Below are 25997 nucleotides of genomic sequence, written 5' to 3'. Positions count from 1 at the left end.
TACATTGTTGACCTTGAGGGCATGCTACAATATGAGTTGAGGTGGTTTTATGGCACATATTCTTATTATTGAGGATGAAAAATCCATCAGTGATCTGATTGCTATGAATCTTGAATTAGTTGGACATACCAGCCAGCAGGCCTATAACGGCCCTGAAGCACTGAATTACATGAAGCAAAATACCTATTCTCTGATTATTATGGACATCATGCTTCCAGGCCTGGATGGATTCACCCTGATGGAGTATGTCTCCGAAAATACCCCGGTTATTTTTCTCACTGCCATGGGCAACCTAGCCGATCGAGTTAAAGGACTTAAATTAGGTGCCGACGATTATATCGTTAAACCTTTTGAGACCATTGAGCTGTTGGCCCGGATTGAAGCAGTTCTCCGCCGTACCCAGCGCTCAACAAATACCTTTTCCCTTGATAAGACGGTTGTTAATTTAGAAAGCAGAATCGTTACAGTAGACGACAGGGAAATCGAACTCACTCTTCGCGAATATGAATTATTAGAAATACTCATTAAAAATAAGAACATCGCCTTATCCCGCGAAAAACTGCTCAAAATGGCCTGGAATTACGACTACTTAGGCGAAACGCGAACTGTCGATGTACACATCCAAAAACTACGCAAAAAGCTCAATTGGGAACAGAGAATAAAGACCGTCTACAAATTAGGATATCGCCTGGAGGTGGACCCTTGAAGTTCTGGCAAAAGGCCTTTTTAGGAATTCTAATAGTGTTCATCTTTTCTATCAATATCTGTTTATACCTTACCTCCAGTTATAGCTTCTCCCTCAACATGAAGCGAGATACGGACCGGGCATTAGGGGAATACCAACTTATTCTTAATGGTGTCTCAGAAACCATGAACAGTTTATATTACCGTGACCAGGCTTTGCCAACGCCTTCCTCAACAGAAAGTTTGATGCGCTCATATGCGGACTATTACAAACCGCAAAACGTATATTTTGAACTTAAGAAGTCCAAGCAGATCGTGTTTACTAATATTCCCTCTCAGGCTAAATCTGACATCAATACCGAGGGACAAACCCAGAGCTCCAATAACACCTATACCATTAAAGTTCTGCCCAGCAACGGAATCCATTACTTGTATATCACCGGAAACATCGGGGGGCTTTACAGCGATTATACTCTTACTTACGTGCGTGACCTGTCTGAACTTTATAATACCCACTTCCAGCTCACCCGCTATTTGATCACCATCAGTACCTTAGTTGAAATTATACTGACCCTGGCACTCTTGCTGATTTTAAGAAAACTCACCCATCCTATAAGAATCATGCAAAAAGCCACCAAAAAAGTTGCCGGCGGAGTATACGATGAACGAATTTGTATACCGGGCAAGGATGAATTTCATGATTTAGCCGTAAACTTTAATCAGATGGCTTCAAGCATCCAAGAGAAGATTAACGAGCTTGATAAAAATGCCCAGGATAAACAGCGTCTTATTGATAATCTGGCCCATGAATTGAGAACTCCGCTGACAGCAATTCGAGGCTATGCCGAATATCTGCAAAACGCCCATACCAGTGAAGCGAAGCGGCTCAAAGCAGCAGACTATATTATTAGCGAGATTGACCGTTTAAAAAATCTGGCCTTTAAGTTACTGGATCTGGCGCTGATCAGAAACAGCAAACTGGAGCTGCAAGAAATCACCCCTTTGGAATTACTTAAGCAGGTTAAATTAACCTCAGAACCGACCTTAAAGGAGAAAGGTCAAAAATTAGTCCTTAATTCCACTCTAGATAAACTAAAGGGAGACTCTGTCCTCCTGCAGTCGCTGCTAATAAACCTTGTTAACAATGCTGCAAAAGCTTCCGCGGAACATTCGATCATTGAGCTCTCAGCTTATTTTGATTCTTTTCCCATCCTCGAAGTCAGAGATTCAGGCTGCGGTATGGACGAAGAACAGACTGCTTTAGTATGTGAACCCTTTTATCGCGTGGATAAGGCACGTTCCCGCAGCTCCGGCGGCGTCGGTCTGGGATTAGCCCTTTGCCGTGAGGTTACCCAAATGCATGGCGGGGAATTAAGAATCATCTCCAGCCCCGGAAAAGGAACCAAAATACAGATTGTTTTTACAACATCTTTACAACCCTCTGAAAACTCCCTAATTCCCGCTGAGATATAATTTGTATGTAGCTACGAACAAACTATTTAAAAAAGGAGTTAACAAGATGTTCAAGATTATACCCCCAGCTAAAAAAGTCTGGATCTATGGTGCAGCAACCGCGATCATTATCGTAAGCAGTTCTACAATGGCCTATGCTCTCAACAATAACATACCGGAAACCGTCTCCGCCAATGTCGTTTCCTCTGCTAACGTTACAAAAGGGAATAGCCAAACTCAGATTTCCAACGCAAAAATCAGCACTGAATACAAAGTTGTTGACTTATCTAAGCAAAAAGTCGATCTCACACAACTAAAAGATGAACTCAAACATAAAGCAGTTAATGCTGGCGTAACACCTGAGAAACTTGATGAAGAATGTAAGACCATTTTAGCCAGCAGAGTTCCCGGTGACAAAGATATTTCAGCAGAACAGGCTGCCGCTTATGCTGCAGCAATCCTGAAAAAAGCTTATGGCGTTGATTTTACCGGTTATACGGCTGAGGCGAGTTTTTCCAAAAACTCCGTACCGAACTCAGACAACTGGACGGTTATCTTTCACGCTCCCAATGAGAACAAGAGCACCAAAAGGTATCTTGCCAGTGTTAACTCCGTAACCGGGTCAATGCTCGATGCCAGTGTCTACGACCTTTCATATAAGGTGGCCGATAATAAAAATCTACAAGATCCCCAGTGGGTAAAAACGGCTGAAGATGATATTGCCAAATTAATGCCGGGAAATGTCACGATAACCAGCAGTAAAGTGGTAGGAGCAACCCCGCAAACCGGCGTCTCAGTTGTGTGTCAATTATCCGACGGCTCGGCCTGCGCGGTTCGCTTAACCGGCGACAATAAAGAAGCGGCGGCCTATCGATACTTCCCCAACGGCTATGACGGAAGCTGGGATTATCATCCGGTAACAGCTAACGGAGTCGGTTAAAACAATAGAAAATTCGTTTCCGTCCTTTTGTAGAAAAGATTAAAGAGTACTCTGTTGGCAACAAATCTTCGAGTAAAGTAACCTATAGTGACTTTTGTTCATATTCATAATGGGCAGCGATAAAGGTTTATAAAACTCTGTCAAAAATAAAGCGTCCCCACTCCACTGGATAGTGTAGCGAGGACGCTTTATCCTGTATTAAATGAGATCATTGCTATGGCTTCGAATTGAGATAAACTACGTTGCCGCCGACTATTGTCATCTCAACTCTGAGCAGCTCATCAAGTATGACGAGATCGGCATCTTTGCCTATCTGAATAGAGCCCTTATGCTGTCCCAGATTCAACATTGATGCAGGATTTGCTGTCAGCAGCAAAATAACCTCTTCTAATTTTCGACCGGTATAAGTCATCAGATTTCTTAAAGCAATAGACGTGGTAAGAGTGCTTCCCGCTCGCGTGCCGTCGCTAATAAGTTTGGCATCCCCGTCGCTGACCTGTACTCTGCTGACTCCAAGATTATAAAATCCATCAGGCAATCCGGCTGCCATGATACTGTCTGTGATGGCCACAATTCTGTTGAGACCCTTTGTTTTGAGAAGCAGTCTTATTATTCCCGGATGAAGATGTTTTCCATCACAAATAGCCTCGCAAAAAATATCCGTCTCTAGAACAGCTCCGCAAATTCCGGGAGCATGATGATCCAATAATCTCATAGCATTAAAGGTGTGAGTCGCGCTCCTCGCTCCATTGCGAATACACGTTAAGGCAGTCTCATAATCAGCCCCCGAATGACCAATTGAGACAATAACCCCTTTCGCCGATAGTTCTTTAACCAACTCGGGCGCTCCCTCCACTTCGGGGGAAATCGTAATATAGTTAATCAAACCTGCCGCTGACTTCTGATAGGTTTCAAACAAGGAGTTATCGGCTTTTCGCAGCCAACGCCTATTCATTGCTCCTTTATAAGCCTCGCTGAGAAAGGGACCCTCCAAATGAATGCCAAGTATTTGGGCCCCGTCCTTTATCTCCGCTTTAGCCCGACAAATCTGTTCTATACACTGGACGGTCCTTTCATATGTATCGGTGATGATCGAGGCAAGCCATCCGGTTGTTCCTTGAGCGGCAAAATAGCGACTGAGCCGAAGTAGATCTTTCGTCGTTGCATTGTTAATATCAACTCCATTTCCTCCGTGAGTATGGACATCGATAAAGCCGGGAACTATTTTTTTACCGGCAGCATTCCAACGGTTAAATGCTTTCTGATCAGAACTGTTCTTCTCTAAACTTACGATTTTCCCATTGATGATACCGATATCGAATGTTTCAAAACGACCGTTTATTAAGACGTTACCCTTCTCAATGAGGAGATCTAGCATAATCTTAACCACCTTAAATTCACAACATTGACCTGAAGCAGCAAAAGCTGCTGCAAAACAAACCTATTCGGTTCATTAGGCAGCAGCTCTCGCTTTCTAAAGGATATTCTAATACTTAATAAATTTAGATCCCGGAACCCCACAGATCGGACATTTTTCCGGAACAAATTTCTCAATGTTTCCACAAACGGGGCAGAGATAATAAAATACTTCTTCCTCCTGCTCCAAGTTATCTAAGGCTTCTTGATAAAGTTTAGCATGGGCTTCTTCAGCTTTAAGAGCATAGGAAAATGTTCTTATGGCAGCTTGGTTACCCTCTTCTTGAGCAACTTTCAAAAATTCCGGATACATGGTTTGATATTCGTAGTTTTCACCATTAACCGCATCATTTAAGTTTTCCGTTGTCGACTTAATCTTTTCGGCGACCTCAAAATGTTTTAAAGCATGAATGGTTTCTGCATCTGAGGCAGCCTTAAAAAGTTTCGCAGCATTCTTTTTCCCTTCAGACTCCGCTTTTTTGGCATAAGCGAGATATTTCCGATTGGCTTGAGATTCTCCGGCAAAAGCGCTCATCAAGTTTTCCAATGTTTTTTGGCTATTCATATATGTTCCCTCCCATTTCTCTAATCATCATGATTGGCCGCTTAACATAAGACCATTACAAAAGCACGCAAGACTATATATATCACTACTTCTACTGTTTTATGACAACTCCTGCAGGTATCTTCAAAAATAATTACAGCTTAATAGGGTATATCACCACAAATCTTGGGTGAGTTTGGCAGTCTCGTCCCTAAGCCGTTTTGTTTCCTCACTATCAATTTCATACTTGCCGTTAACAGGTCGAAGTACATCGCCTTCTCTAGACCCAGCAGGAATATCAGATTTAGGGATATTTTCCATAGATCGTCCATCAACTTCAACGACTGCAAAATCACCCTCAAAACGATCAATGATCATGGCCATAATATGATCCTCCCTCAACAATTTCAGGTTTCCTCAATAGTTTTGACTCATTTTTCTAATTCACAGCTTTAAGAGGCGGGGTATTGGATGGAATGGTTTCTCCTGTTTTAGTAAATTCTATGGTGTTTCCATTGGTTGTTGCTATGATTGTTCCATCTTGATCTGTGCGATATACTTGAACCCCGGCACCCGCTAATTTTTTTAACGTCGTCTGAGCGGGATGACCATAATCGTTATTAACCCCCACAGATATAACAGCATATTGCGGAGAAACTGCTTTTAGAAAAGCTTTGGAAGTTGAACTGCTGCTGCCATGGTGTCCAACTTTGAGCACTGTTGCCCTTAAATCTTTCCCGCTTTTTAACATTTCCGCCTCGGAAATAGATTCAGCATCTCCTGTGAACAGGAAGGAAACCTTACCATATGTTAGCTTTAAGACAGCACTATAGTTGTTAAGATCTTCATAATGTTCACTATTTGGTGCCAGAAATAAACCTGTAATCCCGGAAACATCCAGCTGAGTATTCGCCTTAGCTCTAATTTTCTTGGCTCCGCTGTCATTGACGGCGGTCATAAAATCTCTAAAAGCTTGAGTGTTTGCCGTTCCATTGCTTAGATAAACTTGTTTGGGCGGAAAACTGCGAATGACAGCGGCAAGTCCGCCAATATGGTCTTCATGAGGATGTGTGGCAACAATTGCGGTAAGTTGTTTGACTCCCTGGGATTTCAGATAACTGATAACCCCAGGTCCGTCCTCAACATTTCCCCCATCAATAAGGATTGTCTGACCGTTAGGCACCATCACCAAAATACTGTCTGCCTGGCCAACATTAAGAAAATGAACTTGTAACAAGCTGCCTTGTTTTGTTGGAACGTCTGAAGGATTTGGCTTCGTTGCCGCAGGACTGCACCCGGAAAAGACCATCAAAATGAGGATAACCAAAGGAATGATAAAAAGTTTTCTGCGAGATAACAATTAAGGTAACTCCTCTCACTATTTAGTCTTTTGACTCATTTGACTCTAATTATGCTTTTCTTCACAATCGCTTGCCTTTTAAGGTTCTTTTTTTAGTATAACATTAACCTTCGACAAGAAGTTTTTGCTTATGAACTCGTTCGGCTAAAACTGAATATTGGGGCTGGTTCAAAACAGCCTTCAGAAAATAATATGCAAAAAAAATAAGCCCATAAGGACGCTTTAACGCCTTTTGGGCCCCTTTTCTCACCTTATTTTTAAATGCTTGAGCAAATTGCTATTGCAGGTTTTATCCAGTTTTTAAGGCCCTCACTTCTTAAGTGGGGGTGGGCCCCCATCTGAAGTCCCGATGTTCAGCTTTAGCTGAACGAGTTCACTTTACAACAAGCAAATCTAAAATAGTTTATTTACCGGCATTACACACTCAGGGCCTTCATAGCTCGGCGAATTAACGTAGGGCAACACTTCGTAGGCAACCATCTGTTCTGAGGGATACGGCGTCAGAAGACCCTGAACATCGTGACTGGAACTTGCCTCAACATTAAGCCAAAGGGATTCCTTGTCTGCCGGCAAGATCACAGGCATACGCTGATGTATTGTCTCCATGAGCTTGTTTGACGCTGTAGTAATGATGGTACACGAGTTTATCCTCTGTCCCGACGGTGACAGCCAAGTATCCCAAAGGCCCGCAAAGGCAAAGGGTTTGCCGTCTTGCAAGGTAATTCGGTAAGGCGCTTTAATTCGTCCTTCCTTTTTCCACTCGTAAAAACCATCAGCTAAAACCAGGCAGCGTTTTTGCTCGAAGGATTTGCGAAAGCTCGGCTTTTCGCTTAAAGTCTCTCCTCGAGCATTGATCATCTTGCTTCCCAAATGTTCATCCTTAGCCCAAGAAGGTATAAGGCCCCAGCGAAACATCCGAAGATAGTTGCGGTCATTCTCTCGTACAACTACGGGAACTGACTGAGACGGTGCTATATTGAAGCGCGGCTCAAACTCCAATTCAAGTTGGACAAAATCAAATCGTTTTTCTAGGTCTTTGACCTGGATCAGGGAAAATCGGCCGCACATCCTGACATTCAACCTTTCTAATCTAGCAGGATCCTTTAATATTCTTAGGAAGGCCACTATAACTCTTGTTCAAACTCAGTTTAATCGAATCGTAAGGGGCTGTGTAAAAACTCAACTCTAAAAATCTGAAGTGGGTGGCAAATGGCCAAAGGCGTTCTCGCTTAACTTTTATATAGTGGCGCGAGAACGCCTTTATTGAATGATTAGGCAAGCGAAAGTGGGGATTCAATGGGGGCCGCCAACAAGTTTTGGTACAGCCCCCTTCTTTAATCCACTTATTTGATCAGCTTAGAGAGTTCCTTGAAAAGAGGCGTCCCCGATTGCTTCAAGATATCAAAAAGCAGGGTTTCCGTATTTGATATGACTGCTCCCATCTCTGACATAAGTGATAGTCCGTTGCGGTAATTTTCTTTCGTTCTTGAGCATACGGCATCACTAGCTACAAAAACCTGGTAACCTTGAGATAATAAATCCCTTACAGTTTGAAATACACAAACATGAGTTTCCATTCCGGTAATAATAATTTTTTTCCTTCCGATACCTTGAAGTGCAGAAGTCACTTCGCTGGTAAAACCACTAAAGGTACTCTTTTCGATAGTTAAGGAACCTTCGAGATTGCTGCTGACATCAGAAACTGTTTTCCCCAAACCCTTAGGATATTGTTCCGTTGCAATGATTGGCGCTCCGATTTTTTTCATAATTGAAATTAAGATATTCGTGTTTTGAATAACCTTTTCTCCATATTTCATTGAAGGTACCAAACGTTCTTGGATATCAATAGCCATCAACACTGCTTCTTCTCCGTTTAAACAGTATTTTTCCATAATATCACGCCCCCTTAAAATTTTTTTCTTCCCTAATAGGCTAGTTGAGTATGTTGCTAGATCATCTGTCCTTGGCTTCGAGGTCACTCGGCCAATCAACACTTGCAGGAGCATGCGTAACGAGCTGCACAGTATGGCGATAAACTCATCCGCTTATCCTCATTGGCCTGCGGTTCACGTCAGGTGTTACCAGGAGATTTTAAGAAGAGCAACTCTATATACGTTTTATTCTAGCCTTATCCGCTTCATGTCTTTACAAGTATTAACCTGCTCATAAAGTTTTATTAATATTGCGTTAATACTCAACGTATATAATTAAGGAAGGGTAGCGCTCAGGAAAAGAGGTGAGGCTATTACTGCGTATTGGGTCCGAGACGTCATTACTTAAAATGAGCTGCTTATTTTAGCTTATAAAGGAGGCTGTATCAATGACCCCGCAATACAGGTATTCTCTCTTAAATACTACGGAAGCTACATATTACCTTGAAGTATCAAGGTTTAAATTTAAGAAACTTATTAAAGAAGGACATTTAAACCCCCAAATTTGGACCATTCGAAACGGAAAAGAACTTCAGTTTTTTGATCCGCTGGAATTAACTAAAGTCAAAAAGATGCTCAAAAAAGAAGGATACCACTACCTTAACGCCTAAAAAGTCAGCTCTCCTCTCTTAACAGAATATCATAATGCAGGCTTTCCATAAATCCTGGAAGCCTGCTTTTTTTTATAATTTTTCTTAATAGTCACTCCAAACAAATTCATCTAAGCCAAAGATTATGTCCATCTAAGCCCCAGACTTAGTATATAATGGTATTAAGTTAAATTCAGGCCGGTTGAGGAAGGTAGGGATGCTATTGGGCTATGTATCATCCAAAAAACCAACTGCTCCGTCCGGAGGTTGGTCCGACCTTTGGAAACAAGAAGATTATTGGGCAATGTGGTTGGGTCTTACAATTGTAGTATTAGCCATCGCTTTTTGGAGTCTAGGAAATGACTTTCTGAACCGGATTGTCCTTAAAGTACCAAACTATAGTGATTATAGAACTGCTGTTGCTTACATCAGCAGTCATAAAAGTGCTCTTTTTACCCTCTACTTATTTTTTCTTGGTTTATTTACAATTGCCGTTAAAGCGCTCACTGGGTACGGCACTCCAAACTCAGTTTTACGTAAAAATCGGGATTGTATTAATGGGAGTGAAACCAAGGAACAGCTTCTCAAGTATAGTTATCCCGGTAATGTTCGTGAACTTTTCCATCTCATTGAACGCGGACGGATTTTAGCCGTCGACGGAAAGATAGCCCCTAAAGACATTTGGGGGGACTCAGAAGAAATTCAGCAAACACCTTCTTCCTTTGATTCAGACGAAGAATTTTTCAATCTTTTCCGTAATAATCAATATCCAACTTTAGAAGAAGTTGAAAAGCACTACATCGCTGCTGCTCTCAAAAGGTCCAAAGGCAATAAAACTCAGACAGCCAGCTTATTAGGCATCAGTGTGCGAAATCTGTATCGAAAGTTACAGAGTTATGAGAGTGAGCCATCTAACCATTAACTATGATTCCATTTAAATTTTTTCGGAACATTAACTTTAATTGAAGCAGCTTAAGAGAGAGATAAATGAACCCTACCCCACCGCAGGAAGGCATGGGAACCATATGGCATTAATACAAAGGAGGATTTAATCAACAGATGAATAAACAAAAAAGAGTCGCAGCAATTCATGATATCTCTTGTGTCGGCAGGTGTTCCCTAACGGTGGCTCTGCCAATTCTCTCGGCAGCCGGGTTTGATACCGGCGTCTTGCCTACAGCTATCTTATCCACCCATACCGGAGGTTTCGAAGGGTTTACCTATAGAGATTTAACAAGCGATATTGAACCCATCTCTAAACATTGGCAGTCACTCAATCTGAAATTTGACGCTTTATACAGCGGATTTTTAGGGTCCTTTGAGCAAATTGATTTAGTGGCAGGCCTCTTTGACACATTTCGAAGCAACGAAACTCTCGTCATGGTCGATCCGGTTATGGCAGACAATGGGATTTTATATTCCGTTTACTCTCCGGAAATGGCCAAGGGAATGAGTAAATTATGCGCTAAAGCAGATATTATCGTACCAAATCTGACGGAAGCCGCTTTTCTTTTAGAAGAGGAGTACATCGGGGAAAATTACTCCCAGGAGTATATTGAAGCACTGCTAAAAAGGCTCTCAGCTCTGGGAGCGAAAAAGGTTGTCCTAACGGGCGTTTCCTTTGAAAAGAGCAAATTAGGAGCCGCCTCCTTTGATATCAGCACAGGGAAAATCAGTTATGCTTTCAATGAGAAAGTTGACGGCTACTTCCACGGCACAGGAGATGTTTTCAGCAGCACCTTATTATCAGGGCTATTAAATGATTTTTCCCTTGAAGATGCCTTGCAAATTGCTGTGAACTACACTCTTAAGTGTATACGCTTGACGGAAAATTTAGGGTTGGAGAAACGCTACGGCGTTTGCTTTGAAAGAGCCATCCCCTATCTTATCCAACAATTGGGACTGCACGCAGACTAATCTCTTCTCTTATTCTCATGACAAAACCATTCAGCGCCCTCGTCCATAATGACGAAGGCGCTTTCTATCTTGCAATTTATCTAAATATTAATTTTAAATGTTTCCTTCAAACGCATCCAACAAACATTCGCATTCTAATTTTCGTCCTATTGCTTGTTCTTTCAGTTTACCTCTTAACTCACTAGCCCTCTTTTCCCATGCTGCAATTTCCTCTTTTAGCAGGATTTTGAATTGTTCCTTAGTCGGTCCTTTTGCCATTCCTCTTAACCTCCCAACAATATTGGTAAAATATGGTTTATATTGTTAATTAGACATCAACTAAGCACTTTCCTGCTTTGAGAAAAATTCTATATAAGCCATTAGAATTAGTGAACACTAAAAAAGAGCTCTCCATGCAGTGGAGAGCTTCTTTGATCAGTTTACATTCGGTAGAAACGTCCTTGACCTTTATCACTTTATTTCCTTACTAACTTAAGAAATTCTCTCATAAAACCAGGAAGATCAGGCCAAGCGTGACCAGAAACGATATTGTTGTCAACATGAAGTGTTTCTTTAGTATACGTTGCCCCTAAACTCTCCACATCAAGGCTGCAAGCCGTGTAAGCCGTCATGGTACGCCCTTGGAAATACTTTTTATCGTTTAAAGCACTCAGTACAAGAGCTGCGTGACAGATTACCCCTACTGGCTTGCCAGCCTCCAAGAAATGCCCAACAATGCGGGGAATATTCTCATCAAGTCGAATATACTCCGGAGCGCGGCCGCCGGGAATAATCAAACCATCATATTGGGTTGGAACAACATCAACAAAAGAAATATGAGATTCCAGCTGATATCCAGGTTTCTCAGTATATGTTTCCCAGCCCTCAAAATCATGGACAACGGTACGCAGCACTTTCTTGTTTGGTGAAGCAATAACAGCTCCAAATCCTTCTTCTAAAACGCGAAAATAGGGATAGTAAATTTCGAGAGCTTCTACGGCATCACCGGCAATGATCAGAATCTTTTTCGACATCTAAAATCCTCCTTCAGTAATATAAATAACATATTTTTATTATATAACATAAGAGCTGAATGCAGGGAAAAAATTAGAATATTTATTCAATTGCAATTATGCGCGATCGCATTTATTATGGACTAGCTTTAGCTGAACGAGTTCACTATTTCTAAATGAATTGCCTTCTGATCACTTCACATTACTCTCAGAGAATCTTATATCTTGACAGCAGTTCAAAAAGGTGTATTATTGTATTAAGCGCTTAATACAATAATACACGAGGTGATCGCATGCCATGGGATTTGAAATCTGACAGACCCATTTATACCCAGCTTGTCGAACAAATCAAGCTGATGGTGTTTTCCGGAACTTATCCGCCAGGGTCAAAACTGCCTTCAGTACGGGATATGGCACAAGAAGCTGCGGTAAATCCCAATACCATGCAAAGAGCTCTGGCAAAATTAGAGGAAGACGGCCTCATAATAACCCACCGCACCAGCGGTCGGTCGATAACGGAGGATGCGAGTATGATTGAACTTGCTAAAACGAAGCTGGCTCAGGATCAAATCTTTGAGTTTTTGGAAAAAATGCGGCTAATGGGCTTTGATCAAAAAGAGATTTTAACCATTATCACAACTATGGCAAAGGAGCTGAAGTAATGAGCACTATTTTTGAATGCAGCGGCCTGACAAAGAAATTCGGCAGCAAAACAGCCTTATCTGATGTTGATCTAAAAATTGAACGCGGGCAAATTGTAGGACTTCTTGGCCCTAACGGCAGCGGAAAAAGCACCCTCATTAAGCTTGCCAACGAACTCTTAACTCCCACTTCCGGTCAAATCCTCATAGGCGGCAAACAACCTGGCATTGAAACCAAGAAAATTGTGTCATATCTACCGGAAAGAACTTATTTGAATGATTGGATGCGCGTTCAGCAAATCATTGAGTTTTTCTCTGATTTCTATGATAATTTCAAACCCGAAAAGGCTTATGATATGCTTAAGCGTCTGAATATCAGCCCCAATGATCGGCTGAAAACCATGTCTAAAGGAACGAAGGAGAAAGTACAGCTCATTCTTGTTATGAGCAGAGAAGCAGAGCTTTACTTTTTAGATGAACCTATAGGCGGGGTCGATCCGGCGGCAAGGGATTATATTCTGGAAACAATTCTAAGTAATTATAATGAAAATGCCACGGTGATTATCTCCTCCCACCTTATATCGGATATCGAAAAAATATTAGACTATGTCATCTTTCTCAATCAAAGCAAAGTGGTTTTGACGTCTACAGTCGACGATATCCGCGATGCCAAGGGAAAATCTGTAGATCTCTTATTCAGGGAGGTATTCAAATGCTAACCAAGCTTTTAAAATACGAGGTTAAGGCAACAGGAAGACTATTCCTTCCTATATTTCTTTCTCTGCTGGTCTTTGCCGCCATTAATAAAATACTTTCTGTTTTTCACCATCCAACATGGACCACTCCTTCAGTTATAACTATGATTATTTATAGCATTATTATGGCTGCAATGTTCGTGATGACCTTTACTGTCATGATTCAACGTTTTCATAAAAACCTGTTAACCGATGAAGGTTATTTAATGTATACGCTTCCCGTAAAGTCCTGGCAGCATATTATGAGTAAACTTCTGATATCTATGATGTGGATTATTGCCAGTGTAATCGTAGCCATGCTTTCGATTGAAATAATCACTTACAAACCAGGGACTCTCGGCGCCATCCTACAGGCCTTAGCCGCAATTTATAAGCAAATGATAGGACATTTTGGGGCTTCTGACTACTTTTTGCTGTTTGAGTTAATCTTAGGTGGTTTGATGACCTTGGCATCATGTATTTTAATTGTTTACGCTTCCATAGCTATCGGACATCTGTTCGCTCGCCATAAAATACTATCATCCCTCGGAGCCTTTATTGGTCTCACGACACTAAGTCAAATCTATCTCGTACTTGCCTTTCAGGTACCGAGAATAGCCCACTTTGCTGATTTTTCGCTCTTTAATATTACTTCCAATAAGTTCATCCAGTCAGAACTAATTTTTGCATGCGGGTTCATTCTGATTGCAATTCCATGTGCAGCTTACTTTGCTGTGACCAACTATATTTTGAGCAGGCGCCTAAATCTGGAGTAAACTCGGAAGTCTACGATTGGGTAGATATGCAAATGATCGGAACCCTCCTGCAGCTCCATTTTGGGCGGCGGGAGGGTTCTTTTTCCATTGGGCAAAACTCACCGTAGGCGAACTGAACATATTCGATTGTGACCTTGGTCTTTAGCCTGATACAGTTTTTGGTCTGCTGCTTTAACTAGATTCATGTGATTTTCTCCAAATGTAGGAAACGATTGAAGACTGTTCATGGACGATCTTCAGCTTTTCTATCCGCCTCCTCATCCGAGCGGCAATTTTTAGGGCATCATCGTAACTCGTATTGGACAGGACCGCAGCAAATTCTTCTCCACCAAATCTCCCTATAAAATCAGAGAATCGCTTTAAGATACTCTCTAAGACTTTGGCAACTTTCCTTAGACACTTATCGCCTTGCAAATGACCATAACTTTCATTGTAGCGTTTAAAATTATCGATATCCACAAGGATTAGCGAAAGGTCTTTTCCATCTCGCAGGCAGCGGTTCCATTCTTTTTTTAAAGTATTTTCAAAGGAACGCCTATTGGAAATTCCCGTAACCTCATAAATTGTCGCAAGACGTTTTAATCGTTGGTTCGCTGTTTTTAACTGCTCCTGAAACTTTAACATCTTCTGATTAGCTAAATTGACACTCCCACGGCTGAAGCCGCTGGGATTCTTGGGTGATTAAACCAAAATCTATTTCTAGTATCGGAGTATGACCCCAAGTTCAGGGCTATGCCATTAGCCCGTCCTAGAGCAGTACACAATAGTACTCTAGGCTGATAGCCTGTTACCAGCTACCACAGTTGCAGAGATTATATTAATCGCCCCAACTCGATCTCGATGAGCCTTAAATCCACATTCACATTGATACTTTCTGTCTTTAGCATGGTTACGTTTACCACAAGACGGGCATGTTTGGCTAGTGTATTTAGGATTGACGTATTCAACTCGAATACCTGCCAGAAAGGCCTTGTACTCGATAAACGATGCTAGGCGATAGAAGCTCCAAGTATGTAGATTCTTCTCGTTTTTACGGCTTGTTCTTGCCGTCTGGCGTATACCAGAAAGTTTTTCTAATCGAATGACTCCCACATTGTTTTCTTTCGCGAAATTCACGATCTGTCGGCTCACTTTATGGTCAGTATCGTTCATCCAACGTTGTTCTTTATCATGGCGTTTTCGTATAGCTTTGAGTTTCTTCAGTTTGCCGAGTTTTCTACGAACTGACCGATGTTTACGCTTGATAAACTTATTTTGTCTGCCATTACCGAAGAATTTGGTTTTACCAGATTCAGTTGTAGTCACAGCAGGAACTTTAAGCCCTAAATCAACACCCATAACCTTATCGGCTATATTGAGTTGTTTAGCAGCTTCGACAGCGATTTGAGCCATATAGTTACCTGACTTTTGCGTTATTCTAAGGCTGCCCAATTTACCGATCAGCCGTTCTTGCTGATAATTCGTTAGGATAGCTTCAATCTCAAGACGCTGTGATTTGCCCTCAATAATTACAGGAAACGAGAGTATATTGCCTTTAATCGCATAGTTTTGATTGTTCCAGATAGCTGCCGCTTTTTTGAGTATAGGGACTTTAATTTCTTTCTGTTCTTCAGGTTTTAGTTTGGCGTTTGCTTTAACCGTTTTTTTGTACGTCGTGAAAACACTCTTGGCCTCTCGAATGGCTTGATTTTTAACGGCACTGGGTAGGATCGCCACTACGTCTTTACTTGAATAGTTGAGATGCGCGTCTGCTGAAACGAAGTCTGAAACAACCTGATTGACCAAGCGTATGTACTCTTTAGTAGTTTCACTCAGTAGCTGACGTTGTTCACTTGTCAGCTGCAGCTTGATTTTTATGGTGATTTGCAAATGCTCACCCCCTTGTTTTTTGTTCAGCAATGTATCGCTGAATCGTTTCACTAGATACATTGCCAGCCGTAGAGCAAAAGAAAGAACGAGTCCACAGACTAGGCAAGTGCTGCAGGTGTTTGAATTCCTGCCGTAGTTTTCTTGATGTCACTCCTTTCACTTTTGCCATAATGTCTGATGGACTAATAGAAGGTAGAGCGTTCACGAACAAATGAACATGATCTGGCATTATTTCTAATGCCACAATCATTAAAGAATGTTCATCACATAGTTCTTGCAGAATCTCCCTAAACCTTCTATCTACGTCATTTACTAATACCTTGCGTCTGTAGCGTGGGCAAAAAACAAAATGATAGTTGATTAAAGAAACAGTGGTGGTTGTTCGTCGATATTCTTGTCCCATATCATTATTGTATCAGTTGTTCAATGATACTACAACGGATTTATTTAGAAACGAAACGGGAGCCGCCTTCATCCCACGATTGAAACCGTGGGCTTTTGGCTACGTTTCTGTAATATTGTAAAGCGACATGCTCCTTTTGTAGTTTTTCATAAGCTTCCCCTAAACAATTCAATACTTCGCCGATCTTGATTTTATCGTCAATTTTCCTGCAATAGGTAAGGCTATCCTTATATATATTCAGAGTCTTAATATTCTGGTTTAAGCACCTATAGATATGGCCCATATTTATTAGAATACCAGCCATATTTCCAAAGTTATTTAAATCTTTGCTCATAACAAGAGCATTCTCGTAATATATTAAAGCCTCTTCATATTGTTCCAGTTGTCGGTGAATTTCACCAATATTATTTAAAATGCCCTCTCCTCTTGACAACCACACTTCTGGGCTAAATGATAGGCATATTTACACAGTCTAAGTGCTTTTAGAGGTTTTTGAAAAGCAATCTCATAGGAACGAGCATTCAAACCCTTTATCCATTTTATTAGCTCAATATAATTACTTTTTTTGGTTTCTTTCAACTTATACAGCATAATACCTCACACGATTTCCTAATAACTAACATTTCTACATTATTTCTCCATAACCTCCTATGATAGGAAGAATTTATTCCTTATTTTTACTAATTTATTGTTTTTCTATGTTAAATTATTGATCATTTAACATTAATACCAATAAAAATGTCGAGGTGCTCAGCATCTCGACATTTTTATTGCTTTTTTTATTTAGAATTTTTAAACCTGCCAAATTTAATTTTAATTCCTTGAGCACAAAATTTCTCTTCATATTCAGTCAGAACGTTGCCCTGGAAATCGCTCTGATGTAAATCGTAGGTCTTATAAAGTTCTTTAAACCTCGCGGCTGCAAAATATTCAAGACTATCCATGAAAAGAAATTCGCTATCAGTTTTAAACCAGATTTCCGATTCGCTTTTTAAAAATGTTTGATATAATCCTAAAAAATTTGGATGAGTTAATCTTCGTTTATGATGTCGTTTATTAGGCCATGGATTACAAAAATTAATATAGAGTTTCTCAATTTCATCTTGAGCAAAGATATCTCCAAGATTCTGAGCATTTATAGAGATCACTTTAAGATTATCTAAGCGGCTTTCATTGGCTTTTCTCAGAACATACACTAAAAGCTCATCATAAACATCAATAGCAAGGTAATTTATATGCGAATTGATCTTAGCTAGCTCATTGATAAAGCGTCCCCGCCCACAGCCTAATTCCAAATGAATCGGATGGTTATTGCCAAAAAGCCCTTTCCATTTTCCTTTGTAGCGTATAGGATCAAAGACAGCCTTATCATCCTTTTCTAATTCAGGCCTTGCCCACCACTTTCTTCTAAGCCGCATTAACTTTTCTCCTCAATAACTATAGATCAAACTTTAATTGTCTCTTTCAGGTGGGATAAAGGTTAAACAGACCTGTTCCAAAATCGTCTCCGGCGAATAACCTCGCACTTCTTTCTGAAACAAATAGGCATCTTTGCTTAAGGCCATTAAAAGCATATCGGCTCTAAAAGCACTCTCAGGATGAACTGGCTCTCTTTTATTTATCTCGTCAAAGAGCTCAACCAATAGCTGATGCAGTTCGTCATGAATTGGACTCCGCGTTCGAGTCTTGGATTGGCTTGACGATGAATCTTCGACACCTGTAAGCAATTGCGCTTTCTTTTCTCTGAAACGGATAAATAGACTAAGAATTCCCTTCAAGCGTAGACTTGGCGGTCTAGAACGATTCTGTTCCAGGTAAGTTTCAATATCCTCGAAGAGCAGAACTACGTTATCTTTAATTAAATCAAGACATAATTCACTTTTATTTCTATATCGGCGATAAAGAGTTCCTGATCCAATCTGTGCTTCTGCAGCGATTTGATTCATACTGACATGTTCAACCCCATGCTGTTCAAAGAGTCTGATAGCCACATTCAAGATACGTTGTCGATTCTCGGCGGCATCACGCCGTTCAGTGCGAACGGTGCTTGCCCCTATTTCCTTAGCCATACCATCACCTCCTAAAATAATTTTGAGAACTATATTAGTTTACGGAGACTGCTCCGCTTAATATAAAAGGAGTGTTCTCCACTTAATAGTAACATACCAAAAAGGAGTGCACAACGTGTCAGATCGTTCCAATAAACCTGCCTTGTTAATTATAGATGTTATTAAATTACAGCCATTTTCGGTTCTTACTCTTTTAGCTACAGCAAAATACCATTTCGCCAAGTTGAACCCCCAAATTTTTCGCCACAATTTCACACTTTGCCCTCAGCAGAAAATACAGTCGTTGATCCTCTTTGCCCAGAGCCTCCAGCGATTCATAATTGGCCTGCCCTTTACAGATTATTAAATCAGCCATTTTATAGGCCCGTAAAAATTCATCAGAACAATCTTTGAGAATGGTCCCCAAAAAGATGCTGCCATTCGAAATAACGCGAGCTTGCTCTGTCATACCTACATGTTCCGCATCCTCCATCGTAGCATCATTCAAAATCGGTTGATCCTTAACGGCATAGGTTATTCTGATCCCCAACTCGGACAGTTGTTCAGCCAAAAGCCGATCGAAAGCAATTTCTCCGCTGTTATCTCCGAGAATTAAGATTTCCTTGGCATCGTTTAATTTCCTTTGGAAAGACGAATAATCGTCCCGGGCAAAATTCTTCTCCATAGCCTCCCGAATGCTTCCTTCAACGTCAAAATCCTTCAGAATGCCCATATCGATAATATTGCCGGCAACAGCGATCTTCAAAGACATCAAGAGCGTATCTGAACTTTGCCCAATTCTCTCTTTTAGCTGGGGCAGAAGTTTTAGCGCTAATTCATTGGACTCCCTCTTAGCCTTATGAAAGGGATCTTTGTTTCCTAATAGCTCATTGACTTTTCTCAGAACAATCGTCGAATTTTCAGCGGGAGTTCCTTGGGGATCTAATTGCGAGAAGAGAGGCAGCGTCTGATGAATAATTTCTCGCATTTCGTCCTCAGAACTATCACTTTGGGCTAACGTATTAATAGTTTGTTTAATATAACAGGGGATACAATCCAAGACAACGTTCAATGTGGGAGCCTCCTTGATATTTAGCTTTAAATCGGTTATTTAGCTTTAACTTATTATTTATCTATTACTCTAAAGCAATCCCCGATTTAAGTTATCCCATTTCAGATGAATATATTGTTAATCTGTAATTTTGCTTCGGTGTACAGAAGTATAAAATTCTACCTCTGGTTCAGTCTCTTTTCCAAATCATTATAATTATATCTATTTAATCGGTTTATGTCGCTCACAAAATATAGTGCATCCTTTAAAAGATAATCAAATACTACTGCAGTATCGACTGCAGTAGCGTTGAGAGTTTCTAAGTCGGTGCCGAGCTTATTGTTGTGATAAGGCTTTACTTGCCCTATACATTGAGATATTAAAAGACTGCCAGGGCCTCTCTTTAGCCAGCACTTGCTTCTTATAAATAAGCCCCTTCTCCAACTGGTCTGCCAACACCCGATCAGATGTACTGTGCGCGAGATCAACGAGCTTGGGAACAACATCATAGGAGAGAGTTGTCAAATATGTAATGTCGATAGGATTTCCCTGGTTGTAGCGTTCAATATTATTTTTGACAATGATATTGTCTATATTAACATAATTGATCAGGGTATAGGCAACTATTGAGATTACTAGGTAAGATTTAAGTAATTGTGTCCTTTGACGCCATATTTTACATAAGGTAACAGCTAACAATACAAACAAATAGACCATGAAAGCATGGGTTAATACCCGCAGATAGGTATAACCGTATACATCCTCATACAGGGACATTCTGAAATGGGCCGACAACAATATAATGAAAGTACTGGCCACCAGAATTGTGTTTAAAAGTTTCACAACCTGATCTAGTTTAGTCCCCGATGACTTCAGAAAATTCATGTTCCCCAAAAGAATTATCAGATTAATCAAGGTGATTACAACCAGTTCAAAAAATCCTTTCCTTGCGTATTGGGAGTATGTGAAATTTGGGGGAAGGCCAAACTTTAAGCTGCCAAAAAGGTAGGAAAACTGAATTGCTATGAAAATGGTATAAAGTAAGTCAATCAGCACCAGCATTGAGGTAACCGTAATTGGATCAAGAAACGCTCTGGATTTTTGCAGACTGTCGGTCTTTAAAACTTCCCCGCTTAATGTGTCTGATGACCCCTTGTTTAATCCTACCTTGCAACTTAATAAACTCCACAGATAGCTGAACACAAGACATGTAACCAGTGTGACGACAATCAATCTTGGAACAATTTCATTAATGTTAATAACCCTGAAAACATTAGGAACTCGTTCAAGCAACTGCCGAAATATATCATCTGCAGAAGCCAAGAGTGGGATGATGACCATTAACAATCCTGCCGCAGCCAGTAAACCTATCAATATCTTACTTGCTGCCCTATACTTGCCTGAATTGGGCCTACGCTTCGCAAAGGCTAATATTACATAAAAAGGTTTTAGAAAATTCTCCAAGGGACGGACCACCATGCCATAAATTACCTCACCTAAAAATTGAGATTTAAACCACTCATATCTATTGTTTGAAGTCAGAAGCAATGTATGAGCAACTACGAGAATAGGAATTGCCATAAAATTGAGAACAATAAATACCTGATTGGAATATAGAAAATAAGAAAACGAAAGTAAAATTATCGGGATGCCCATCAGCAATTTCTGGTCAACTTTAAGGGGGCGTTTATTTCGCATATTCCAAAATAATACTAGATATAGAGCCATTATGTATAACGGATAGGATACTCCCAGAGGTTTTCCATAGAACAAAAGATTAAACAGCAAACCCAAACCTAGAGTAGAAATCAAGAGCACGCTATTCTCCTTCTTGGCAAAGAGTTCATCCTTGCATACAGATGGGTTATCATGAATTTCACTCATCGTTAATGTCTCCAATCTGCCCTTCCGGCGTAAATTCTAAAATATCTCCTGGCTGGCAATCTAAAGCACGGCAAATCGCTTCCAAGGTCGTAAACCGAATGGCCTTGGCCTTATTATTTTTTAAGATTGAAAGATTCGCTAAAGTAATATCTATTTTAGCTGCTAATTCGGATAAACTAATTTTTCTTTTTGCCATTACCACATCTAGGTTCACAACTATAGCCATTTCAAGCATCCTTTCATTATACTGTCAGATCATTTTCTTCCTTAACTGCAATTGCTTGTCTAAATACTTCTGCCAGAACTACGGCAAACAGTCCCGCAATAATAAACACCATTGTAATAATCGCAGTTAGGACTGAATTATAGAAAAAAATCTTAATGAGATAAGCCGCAGCAATGATAAAACAAGACCCTCCAACTCGGTTCAGACTTTTTACATTGTCCATCATAAAAGGGTTTCTTCTATTGAGGGTTTTAAATATCTTTCTCATCTCGTTAACCAACCCAAGGCATACCAGTCCCGTTATGTATAGGAAGCCAAGCAAAAAATAATAATTTTCTGTGCTCGTGCGGTAGATTGCATTCATATACCATCTCAGGGCATAGGGAAGAGTAACAAAGATTCCAAGCCCTCCCAGGAAAATAAAATCCAGAATCCGTTTCGTAAAGCCCGACAAGCCGTTTTTGTCCAAAATAACCATGATCCACTAAATCCTCCTTTATAACATCTTCTGCTGTCTTATAACGTTCCCTTACCATAAGAGTATAAATGGGATTTGCGTATTTATCAATAAATTTTTATTAAATATCGCTAAATTTTTATTGTTTTTCAATAAAAATCGATCCAAAGACAAGCTGCGAACATAATTGAAAGGCGAGATGCCATTTTGTAAACCGAAAAGCAGTTTTTGTAGCCGAAAAGCCCTTTTTGAAAACTAAATGCAACTTTCCGATGAGGGCAAAAGAACCGGATCACCCTGTGATCCGGCCATTTAAGAAGGGACTTGTATTCGGCAATGATTGCTTCACTGCACTTCGTTAATTTCCTTTAATCCTCGTCATATTCAATCACTACATCGTGCCCTTTTTCTAATTGGTGTCTGGCCTTTCGGTTTTCCACCGTATCAAAAATAATCGAAAAATCATAATCCTCAGGGTAAAGTTCACTTGCAGGAATGAAAAGCTTAATTCGCTTGTGATTGATAAGCTGCTTCTTATCTTTCATCTGTACTCCCAGTTCGCCCTTTTCATTAGCCTTCTTGTAAATAATGCCAAGCAGCTTTTGAGGGTAAACCGTCACACAGTCGCCTATATTAAAGCTTTCGCTCCGTGAGGGCGATTTTTCTTTTGGAACTTCTTTTTGAATTTTACTGTAGGAAACGGTATCAGCATCCATCTTAGTCTTATCTTCGTCAAACAGAATAGTATTTCTGTCGCTTAACTCCGAAGATCTGCTTCGATATGCTTCCCTTTGGGCTCGCTTTAGCATATGCCCTGGGAATCCTAATCTTTGGGCGATAAATAAGGCACAGCTTTCTCCAGCCTCACCAATTTGCAGCCTGTATAAAGGCTGTAAGTTTTCACGATCAAACTCCATGCGTGCATTCATAAGTCCTTTAGTATTCTTGGCAAAATCCTTTATTTCCGGGTAATGGGTAGTCGCAACAAAAAGACAGCCCCTCTGAATTAATTCAGCTAAAATTGCAATGGCTAGTCCCATTCCCTCAGCAGGATCTGTACCTGAACCTAACTCATCCAGCAAAACAAGACTTTCGCTGGATATACCTTTAAGAATGGCAACGATGTTTTTAATATGGGATGAAAAAGTGGATAGATTTTCGGAAATACTTTGCCCATCACCAATATCGCAGAAAATACTATTATGCATGCAAAAGATGCTGCCCTGGGACACAGGAACATGAAGTCCGCTTTGAGCCATCAATGATAGTAAACCAATTGTTTTTAAGGCCACGGTCTTACCGCCTGTATTTGGTCCGGTAATCACAACACCGTTAATTACTTCATCGCGAACATCCCCTCCTAGTTCAAAATCAAGAGGGACGCATTGAGCTTGCCTCAATAGTGGGTGCTTTCCCTGTTTTATGACAATTTTTCGTTCTGTTGTCATGGAGACGGGAATTGCTTTCATTTTCACAGACAGCTTGGCCTTGGCAAATATGAAGTCCAATGTTTCCATGCAGTCCTTGTTGATTTTTAACTCATTCATATGCTCATCAACGAGGACAGTAAGGGTATATAATATTTTTCGAATCTCATTCTCTTCATCAATTCTTAAAATGGCCAGTTCTTCCTGAAGTTTTCTAACTGCTGTAGGTTCAATAAAATACGTGCCGCCTGAACTTGAAGTATCAACGACTGTGCCGCTCAACTGATTTTTATAGCCCTTTTTAACCGGCAAGACAAACCGTCCGTTACGGATGGTGACATATCCATCGGTGAACCATTCCTTTTTACTGTGAAGGATAGCGTCAAGCTTGAGATTAACGGCAGCTTTTGTGTTCTCTATTTTTCTGCGTATATCCCGAAGGGCAGGAGAAGCGTTATCGTCAACCGCTTCATTTCTGATGCAGCGCTCAATCTCCTCAAAAAGCACGTCGAGCGAACTTAAAGACTGACCATAAAAGGCGATCTCCGTCTTGAACGCTTCAGCCTTTTTAAGATATTTCTTCATTCTTTTGCATGATGAAATAAAATCACAGATACCTGTAAACTGTTCAGGGGTCAGCATAGAGCCTTTCACCGTTAAATCCAGAATTTTATCGAGTTCTTTCATTGCTGCAAGCGGCGGCGTGCCAATACCCTCTAACATCTTCCGCGCCTCGGTTGTTTCCTGCATTTTAGATTTGCACTCCCGCTCGCTTAAAAATGGCTTTAGGGAAAGCAATTTTTCTTTTGCCCTTTGAGAAAGTGCGTATTCCGCCAAAGTTTCAAGTATACTATTAAATTCCAGTGTATTGTTGACGTTCATCAATAAATCCTCCTCATAACAATGAAATTGCCCACAAGAGAGGTGCCTTATTTTAAGGATCTTAAGATCCTTAAAATGCACAAACTACTCCTGTGGGCAATGATTTTAACCAACGTATAAAATCACATAACAACGATATTGAGAAAATAAATAGAGTGCAACAGGACATGTCTGTTACACTCTACATACTATAACGATATCTTCGCCATAGTTTCAATGTCAGCTTTGTTGACCCTGTCATCAAAGGTTGACACTGTTATAACTCAAATGGTTATTGTAGGAAGTAATCTGTAAGGCGTTATCCAAAAGCGCAAACGTTGCGCTTTCAGAAAGGCACACTTAAAAATGCAGGCTTAACACCCACGTTTATAAAGTAACCTCTCTCAACTGTTTAGTTGAAAATCACCATTACAGACACATTTAACAAAAAAACCATCCTCTCGTTTTTAGGTATAATCTAGTTTATTACATTTCTATGGCAAATGTCAATTATACCATAATATGGTCAATGGCGAATGGGTTGCAATAATAAACTGGGAGATGATGTACATTCAGAGTGATGACGTGACGTTTATATAGCAAAATAAATGTGATACCATAATAACCAAAATAAGATTAAGAAGCCGAAGGGAAATATAAGATGACCAATCAAAATTCAGCCGACATCATCGCTAAATTTGATCAAGTTTATCCAGTATATTCCGATTTTACAAATGTCACTGAAAACTTGTTAAAAGGAATACTTCAGCTTAAGGGCATCAACGTTCACTCAATCACTTCCCGGGTAAAAAGCAGAGAAAGCTTAAAGAGAAAAGTAAATCGGGAAGATGATAAATACTCAAAACTAGAAGACATCACCGATTTGGCCGGAATCAGGATTATTACCTATTTTGCTGACCAAGTGGACCTTATCGCAAGTTTCGTGGAGGAGGAATTTGAAGTAGATCGGTCAAATTCCGTGGACAAGCGAGAGTTGATTGACCCTGAGAAATTTGGCTATCTATCCCTTCATTATGTCGTCAAACTTTCCTCCTTTAGACTTCAGCTTATTGAGTACCAACGCTTTATTGATTGTAAAGTGGAAATTCAAATTCGATCCATCCTTCAACATACATGGGCTGAAATTGAACATGACCTGGGCTATAAAAATGAACACGCCGTTCCCCGAGAAATCCGGAGAAGCTTCTCGCGACTAGCTGGATTACTGGAGTTGGCGGACGAAGAGTTTATCAAAATTCGTTCCAACCTCGCAAATTACGAAGCTGAAGTTGAAGCTCAAATCGAGAATACCCCCACTATGGTACTTATCAATCAGGCATCACTAAAATCTTATGTTCAGAAATCCCAACACATCCGCAGCCTCGACCAGAAGATTAGTCATATCGTCAACGCTGATCTGGAATTAAAGGATCGTTTTTTTGGCTATCTCACGACAGTCTTTAGTTACCTGGGAGTGAAGACCATTGGGGAACTCGATGAAATCGTTAAAGACATTGGTGATGATCTCTTAAATTTCCCTCGCAATGGACTCAAGAACAAACAGGGCGAGAAAGTCAATTGGGGTACCTCTTTATTCTACTTAGCTTATGCAATCGTTGGTCGAAGAGGTTCTCCTAAACAAGTATCTGATTATCTTGAGCATTTCAAAATTGAAATCCCTGAAAGCCGGCAGGAGCTCATCCAACAAATCCTGACAGCCTATTCCACAAAATCTTAAAGAACGTTCACAGTCGGAAATTGGCTGTCGAGACTGCCAATGATCTCCGTTATTCT

28 protein-coding genes and 1 pseudogene are annotated in these 25997 nt (G+C 40.5%); 10 read left to right on the top strand and 19 right to left on the bottom strand.

Annotated elements, in window-relative coordinates:
- Positions 1 to 49: 49 nt before the first annotated feature.
- From DEAC_RS02975 to DEAC_RS02965, 3 genes are read left to right on the top strand one after another with little or no spacing between them, the layout of a single operon-like run.
- The gene (locus DEAC_RS02975) at positions 50 to 706 is read left to right on the top strand and encodes a response regulator transcription factor (protein WP_047808558.1); all 657 of its coding nucleotides are present in this window, start codon (positions 50 to 52) and stop codon (positions 704 to 706) included.
- Positions 703 to 2157: a HAMP domain-containing sensor histidine kinase gene (locus DEAC_RS02970; protein ID WP_047808557.1), complete on the top strand. Its 1455-nt coding sequence runs from the start codon at positions 703 to 705 to the stop codon at positions 2155 to 2157. Before DEAC_RS02975 ends, DEAC_RS02970 begins: the two co-directional genes overlap by 4 nt.
- A 46-nt stretch (positions 2158 to 2203) precedes the next feature.
- Entirely contained in the window at positions 2204 to 3076 is an 873-nt protein-coding gene (locus tag DEAC_RS02965) for a hypothetical protein (protein WP_047808556.1), read from the top strand.
- A gap of 214 nt (positions 3077 to 3290) precedes the next feature.
- On the opposite strand, the gene nagA is transcribed toward DEAC_RS02965, so the two are convergent.
- From nagA to DEAC_RS02935, 6 genes are all read right to left on the bottom strand, one after another.
- Entirely contained in the window at positions 3291 to 4454 is a 1164-nt protein-coding gene (nagA, locus tag DEAC_RS02960) for an N-acetylglucosamine-6-phosphate deacetylase (RefSeq protein WP_047808555.1), read from the bottom strand.
- Positions 4455 to 4562: 108 nt separating this feature from the next.
- Positions 4563 to 5057, bottom strand: coding sequence for a rubrerythrin family protein (locus tag DEAC_RS02955; RefSeq protein WP_047808554.1), 495 nt, complete (start codon positions 5055 to 5057; stop codon positions 4563 to 4565).
- A 153-nt stretch (positions 5058 to 5210) separates the two neighbouring features.
- Positions 5211 to 5420, bottom strand: coding sequence for a DUF3006 domain-containing protein (locus tag DEAC_RS02950; RefSeq protein ID WP_047808553.1), 210 nt, complete (start codon positions 5418 to 5420; stop codon positions 5211 to 5213).
- Between the two features lie 55 nt (positions 5421 to 5475).
- A complete protein-coding gene (locus DEAC_RS02945) occupies positions 5476 to 6396 on the bottom strand; it encodes a ComEC/Rec2 family competence protein (RefSeq protein ID WP_047808552.1) in 921 nt (306 codons plus the stop codon).
- Between the two features lie 393 nt (positions 6397 to 6789).
- Positions 6790 to 7464 carry an SOS response-associated peptidase gene (locus tag DEAC_RS02940; protein ID WP_047808551.1) on the bottom strand — a complete coding sequence of 225 codons (675 nt, stop codon included), beginning with the start codon at positions 7462 to 7464 and terminating at the stop codon, positions 6790 to 6792.
- A gap of 275 nt (positions 7465 to 7739) precedes the next feature.
- Positions 7740 to 8288: an isochorismatase family protein gene (locus DEAC_RS02935; RefSeq protein ID WP_047808550.1), complete on the bottom strand. Its 549-nt coding sequence runs from the start codon at positions 8286 to 8288 to the stop codon at positions 7740 to 7742.
- Between the two features lie 428 nt (positions 8289 to 8716).
- Here DEAC_RS02935 and DEAC_RS02930 point away from each other — a divergent pair, with 428 nt between their 5' ends.
- From DEAC_RS02930 to DEAC_RS02920, 3 genes and pseudogenes are all read left to right on the top strand, one after another.
- Positions 8717 to 8938, top strand: a complete 222-nt coding sequence (locus DEAC_RS02930) for a hypothetical protein (RefSeq protein WP_047808549.1) — start codon at positions 8717 to 8719, stop codon at positions 8936 to 8938.
- Positions 8939 to 9482: 544 nt separating this feature from the next.
- A pseudogene (locus DEAC_RS24760) lies at positions 9483 to 9839 on the top strand (helix-turn-helix domain-containing protein); the annotation flags it as partial.
- A 137-nt stretch (positions 9840 to 9976) separates the two neighbouring features.
- The gene (locus DEAC_RS02920; protein ID WP_047808547.1) at positions 9977 to 10834 is read left to right on the top strand and encodes a pyridoxamine kinase; all 858 of its coding nucleotides are present in this window, start codon (positions 9977 to 9979) and stop codon (positions 10832 to 10834) included.
- A 93-nt stretch (positions 10835 to 10927) separates the two neighbouring features.
- Here DEAC_RS02920 and DEAC_RS23460 read toward each other — a convergent pair whose 3' ends face one another.
- Positions 10928 to 11092, bottom strand: a complete 165-nt coding sequence (locus DEAC_RS23460) for a hypothetical protein (protein ID WP_161796410.1) — start codon at positions 11090 to 11092, stop codon at positions 10928 to 10930.
- 197 nt (positions 11093 to 11289) lie between these two features.
- Positions 11290 to 11847: a DJ-1/PfpI family protein gene (locus DEAC_RS02915; protein ID WP_047808546.1), complete on the bottom strand. Its 558-nt coding sequence runs from the start codon at positions 11845 to 11847 to the stop codon at positions 11290 to 11292.
- Positions 11848 to 12119: 272 nt separating this feature from the next.
- Between DEAC_RS02915 and DEAC_RS02910 the strand changes: the two genes are divergently transcribed.
- Genes DEAC_RS02910 through DEAC_RS02900 form a run of 3 tightly spaced genes read left to right on the top strand, consistent with a single transcriptional unit; the run spans position 12120 to position 13977 of the window.
- Positions 12120 to 12488: a GntR family transcriptional regulator gene (locus tag DEAC_RS02910; protein ID WP_047808545.1), complete on the top strand. Its 369-nt coding sequence runs from the start codon at positions 12120 to 12122 to the stop codon at positions 12486 to 12488.
- The gene (locus tag DEAC_RS02905) at positions 12488 to 13186 is read left to right on the top strand and encodes an ABC transporter ATP-binding protein (RefSeq protein ID WP_047808544.1); all 699 of its coding nucleotides are present in this window, start codon (positions 12488 to 12490) and stop codon (positions 13184 to 13186) included. Before DEAC_RS02910 ends, DEAC_RS02905 begins: the two co-directional genes overlap by 1 nt.
- Complete coding sequence (locus DEAC_RS02900) at positions 13180 to 13977, top strand: hypothetical protein (protein ID WP_047808543.1); 798 nt, start codon at positions 13180 to 13182, stop codon at positions 13975 to 13977. Before DEAC_RS02905 ends, DEAC_RS02900 begins: the two co-directional genes overlap by 7 nt.
- A 171-nt stretch (positions 13978 to 14148) precedes the next feature.
- On the opposite strand, the gene DEAC_RS02895 is transcribed toward DEAC_RS02900, so the two are convergent.
- The 11 genes from DEAC_RS02895 to DEAC_RS02840 form a co-directional block, all read right to left on the bottom strand.
- Entirely contained in the window at positions 14149 to 14601 is a 453-nt protein-coding gene (locus DEAC_RS02895; RefSeq protein WP_053006262.1) for a GGDEF domain-containing protein, read from the bottom strand.
- Positions 14602 to 14748: 147 nt separating this feature from the next.
- Positions 14749 to 15846 (bottom strand): RNA-guided endonuclease InsQ/TnpB family protein, encoded by a 1098-nt coding sequence (locus tag DEAC_RS02890; protein WP_047808542.1) that lies wholly within the window; start codon positions 15844 to 15846, stop codon positions 14749 to 14751.
- 4 nt (positions 15847 to 15850) lie between these two features.
- Positions 15851 to 16249, bottom strand: coding sequence for an IS200/IS605 family transposase (tnpA, locus tag DEAC_RS02885; RefSeq protein WP_047808541.1), 399 nt, complete (start codon positions 16247 to 16249; stop codon positions 15851 to 15853).
- 40 nt (positions 16250 to 16289) lie between these two features.
- Positions 16290 to 16688 (bottom strand): tetratricopeptide repeat protein, encoded by a 399-nt coding sequence (locus DEAC_RS02880; RefSeq protein ID WP_161796409.1) that lies wholly within the window; start codon positions 16686 to 16688, stop codon positions 16290 to 16292.
- Between the two features lie 340 nt (positions 16689 to 17028).
- The gene (gene trmB, locus DEAC_RS02870) at positions 17029 to 17667 is read right to left on the bottom strand and encodes a tRNA (guanosine(46)-N7)-methyltransferase TrmB (protein ID WP_047808538.1); all 639 of its coding nucleotides are present in this window, start codon (positions 17665 to 17667) and stop codon (positions 17029 to 17031) included.
- 33 nt (positions 17668 to 17700) lie between these two features.
- Complete coding sequence (locus DEAC_RS02865) at positions 17701 to 18318, bottom strand: TetR/AcrR family transcriptional regulator (protein WP_047808537.1); 618 nt, start codon at positions 18316 to 18318, stop codon at positions 17701 to 17703.
- Between the two features lie 193 nt (positions 18319 to 18511).
- On the bottom strand, positions 18512 to 19369 hold the full coding sequence (locus DEAC_RS02860) for a damage-control phosphatase ARMT1 family protein (RefSeq protein ID WP_047808536.1): 858 nt from the start codon (positions 19367 to 19369) through the stop codon (positions 18512 to 18514).
- 315 nt (positions 19370 to 19684) lie between these two features.
- Positions 19685 to 21232, bottom strand: a complete 1548-nt coding sequence (locus DEAC_RS02855; RefSeq protein ID WP_047808535.1) for a DUF4153 domain-containing protein — start codon at positions 21230 to 21232, stop codon at positions 19685 to 19687.
- Positions 21225 to 21458, bottom strand: a complete 234-nt coding sequence (locus DEAC_RS02850) for a helix-turn-helix domain-containing protein (RefSeq protein ID WP_047808534.1) — start codon at positions 21456 to 21458, stop codon at positions 21225 to 21227. The genes DEAC_RS02855 and DEAC_RS02850 overlap by 8 nt, the downstream gene beginning before the upstream one ends.
- Positions 21459 to 21474: 16 nt before the next feature.
- Positions 21475 to 21936 (bottom strand): DUF2975 domain-containing protein, encoded by a 462-nt coding sequence (locus tag DEAC_RS02845; protein WP_047808533.1) that lies wholly within the window; start codon positions 21934 to 21936, stop codon positions 21475 to 21477.
- A gap of 347 nt (positions 21937 to 22283) precedes the next feature.
- The gene (locus tag DEAC_RS02840; protein WP_047808532.1) at positions 22284 to 24224 is read right to left on the bottom strand and encodes an endonuclease MutS2; all 1941 of its coding nucleotides are present in this window, start codon (positions 24222 to 24224) and stop codon (positions 22284 to 22286) included.
- A 640-nt stretch (positions 24225 to 24864) separates the two neighbouring features.
- Between DEAC_RS02840 and DEAC_RS02835 the strand changes: the two genes are divergently transcribed.
- Positions 24865 to 25941: a GTP pyrophosphokinase gene (locus DEAC_RS02835; RefSeq protein ID WP_047808531.1), complete on the top strand. Its 1077-nt coding sequence runs from the start codon at positions 24865 to 24867 to the stop codon at positions 25939 to 25941.
- The last annotated feature ends 56 nt before the right edge of the window (positions 25942 to 25997 follow it).

The sequence above is a fragment of the Desulfosporosinus acididurans genome (assembly GCF_001029285.1).
Taxonomy (GTDB): domain Bacteria; phylum Bacillota; class Desulfitobacteriia; order Desulfitobacteriales; family Desulfitobacteriaceae; genus Desulfosporosinus; species Desulfosporosinus acididurans.
The sequence above is the reverse complement of the archived record's forward strand: the minus strand, read 5'-3'. Positions and strand labels throughout refer to the sequence as shown.